The sequence below is a fragment of the Microbulbifer variabilis genome (assembly GCF_020524905.1).
Classification (GTDB): domain Bacteria; phylum Pseudomonadota; class Gammaproteobacteria; order Pseudomonadales; family Cellvibrionaceae; genus Microbulbifer; species Microbulbifer variabilis_A.
Genome location: NZ_JAIVKI010000048.1, coordinates 1 through 2,573, shown reverse-complemented (window position 1 = coordinate 2,573; position 2,573 = coordinate 1). Strand labels below are relative to the sequence as shown.

Sequence of the window (2,573 nt, the reverse complement as noted above, 5' to 3'; positions counted from 1 at the left end):
GCGAAATACCTGCATCACCAAAAACAGCTACAACAGGCCACTCGGGATGGTGTACAGGTCCAGATTCAATACCAGAGCCATCTCGTTGCAAAATACCGCGCGCAGTTGCAGGAAATGAAAGGCGCCGACCTGAAAGCGGCGATGGCACAGCGGGAAGAGCGCAAGAAAGCTGCGCAGGCAGCGACCGAGGTCCGCGCGCAGGCAGAGCGGGATCGGGCTGCAGCGGAGCTAAAACTTCAGCAGGAAGCGGGTTCCGCTCAGTTGATCCAGCTGGACCAATTTCTGGCAGATCGCCAGGGGAAAATCCGTCTCGATCACGAACAGCGCTTGCGTCAGATCGCTTCTCTGCACGTTGGCGAACAGGACTTAACTCGGCGAGGTTTTGAGTCCCTTGAAGCCCTGCGTCGAGAATATGCCGAGCGGGAAATACAGCGCTATAACGATGCCATTGCCGGTCAGCAATCCAAAGAGCGCGGGGAAGATGGCCTGACCGAAGCCGAGCGCGAGGGTATCGCCGCGCGGGTGGAAACCCTGCAGCATTCCTGGCTCAGTGAAATGGAGCAGTTGCAGCTTCAGCAGGATGCAGAAATGCAGCTGCTGGATCAGGCTTACCTCAGCAAGATTATTGCCCGCGACGAATACGAACGCAGCCTAACCCAGCTGGAGAAAAAGCATCAACAGCAGCGCCAGGCGATGGACGAGACGGCCGAAAAGGCCAGGCTAAATAGTTACGTCGGCGGGGCCAAGCAACTGCTGGCCGCCGTTGGTACCCACAATAAAAAGCTGGCGGCGCTGCAAATGGGGATGGCTGTCTATACGGCTGGCACTGCCATGGTGCAAAACATTGCTGAGGCGTCGAAGGTCGGCTTCCCGCAAAACATCCCATTTATTATCGGCGCGACCACTCAGGGCATACAGATAGCCAACCAGTTGAGCAGTATCAAAGAACCTGCCGGCATCGCCCATGGCGGCCTCGACTACGTGCCGGAAGAATCTACTTATTTGCTGGATAAAGGCGAGCGGGTTTTATCCCCAAATCAAAATGCCGATTTAACCAAGGCCCTAAAAGGCGGCGGCCTGCAGGGAAATATCACGGTCAACCTAATCGAAGACGCCTCTAAAGCCGGTCAAGTCGAGCGCTCTCAAGGTGCTGGCGAGTCCGATGTCATTGATATTTTTGTGGCCAATATCCGTGAGGGTGGCGACGCGGCTGCCGCTATCGAATCTACCTACAGCCTTTCTCGCACCGGAAATTAACCATGGCCTTAATTAAATACCCTGCGGAGCTACCGGCTCCGCAGCTGGACGGCTATGTGCTGAAAAAAGTGGATAACCGTATCCGCACCGAAATGGCCAGCGGTCGCGCACGGCAGCGGCGCCGATTTGCCAGGGTTCCCACAGAGCTTTCTGTTAAGTGGAAATTGCTAGCCAATGAGGCCGCTATTTTCGAGGGTTTTGTCACCCACGCATTGTCCGATGCGATTGCCTGGTTTAGTGCCGAGGTACTCACACCCCAGGGGCTAATCCCCCACAAGATGCGCTTTATTACCCATCCCCTTAGCGACTGCAGGCCACTGGCCCCCCGTATCTGGGAATACAGCGCGCGCATGGAAATAGAAGACCGGATTGTGCTCACTGAGGAGCAGACCGTGGCGGGCCTGCTGGACCCGAACACCCTTCAACAATTTAGCCGGGGCGTGGACCGCGCTGTGGATAGTTATCAGGAATAACTTTATGAGCACTTTTTTTAGTTCGGTGGCGGAGCTGCAAAACAGCATTGCTGCCCTGAATGAAATTTTAGCTGGTGATGAGTTCAGCACGGTGGAGCTGGAGGGCATTAGAAAACCGACCATCAGCAAGGCCATTCAGGACCACTTGGCTGCAGTGCTGGCGCTGGCGCAGGGGCGCATGTCCTTCCAAACCAAGGCCGCGTTGGATGCTGCCGGCGCATCACCTGGCAGTGAAATGGCAGAAGTTTGGAGTGATGCCTCCGAAGAAAATAATGGGTTGTACGGCTGGAATGGGACAGCCTGGGTGAAATCGCCCTATGACCCCACCGCCTCAATTGTTGCAAACCGCAAGGCGCTAACGCCGCTCGCCACCGCCGGCTCAGCGCCGGGATATGAGTACATCATTACCGATGAGGCGGGCAAGATTGCGTTGGGTATCCGCGAGGATGGCACGGTCGAAATACCCGCGCTGGCGGATACCGAAATAGCCGGTGGTGAATTCGTAGGGGCTTCGGGCTATCCAGGTTACATCTTCGTGCTGACCGATGCGAACGGCAGGATTGCACTGGGCATTAAGGACGATGGCACGGTCGTCATACCGGTGTTGGAGATTACAGATAGTGCCGGTAACGAAATCGTAGAGGTCTCGGGTTATCCCGGCTATGCGTTCGTGCTGACCGATGCAGACGGCAGGATCGCGTTGGGTGTCAGGGATGATGGCGCTGTCGAAATACCGGCGCTGCAGAGCTTTGATACGGAAAGCGTGCGTCTATCGGGCACTTACAGCCATTCACTCAACTATATCTGCAATGCCGGCCAGTCACTGGCCGGGGGATCGGATGG

At 56.3% G+C, this 2,573-nt stretch carries 3 protein-coding genes; all 3 read left to right on the top strand.

Annotation, left to right across the window (positions count from 1 at the left end; translation table 11 throughout):
- On the top strand, nucleotides 1-1,257 hold a 1,257-nt coding region (locus LC073_RS21385; protein WP_226649643.1), incomplete at its 5' end, for a hypothetical protein.
- Between the two features lie 2 nt (nucleotides 1,258-1,259).
- Nucleotides 1,260-1,730: a hypothetical protein gene (locus LC073_RS21380; protein ID WP_226649641.1), complete on the top strand. Its 471-nt coding sequence runs from the start codon at nucleotides 1,260-1,262 to the stop codon at nucleotides 1,728-1,730.
- Between the two features lie 4 nt (nucleotides 1,731-1,734).
- Nucleotides 1,735-2,573, top strand: an 839-nt coding sequence (locus LC073_RS21375; RefSeq protein WP_226649640.1) for a hypothetical protein, incomplete at its 3' end; no start/stop codon positions are given.

Coding starts and splice junctions, on each gene's coding strand:
- LC073_RS21380 (WP_226649641.1), top strand. CDS start 1,260: ATGGCCTTAATTAAATACCCTGCGGAGCTACCGGCTCCGCAGCTGGAC.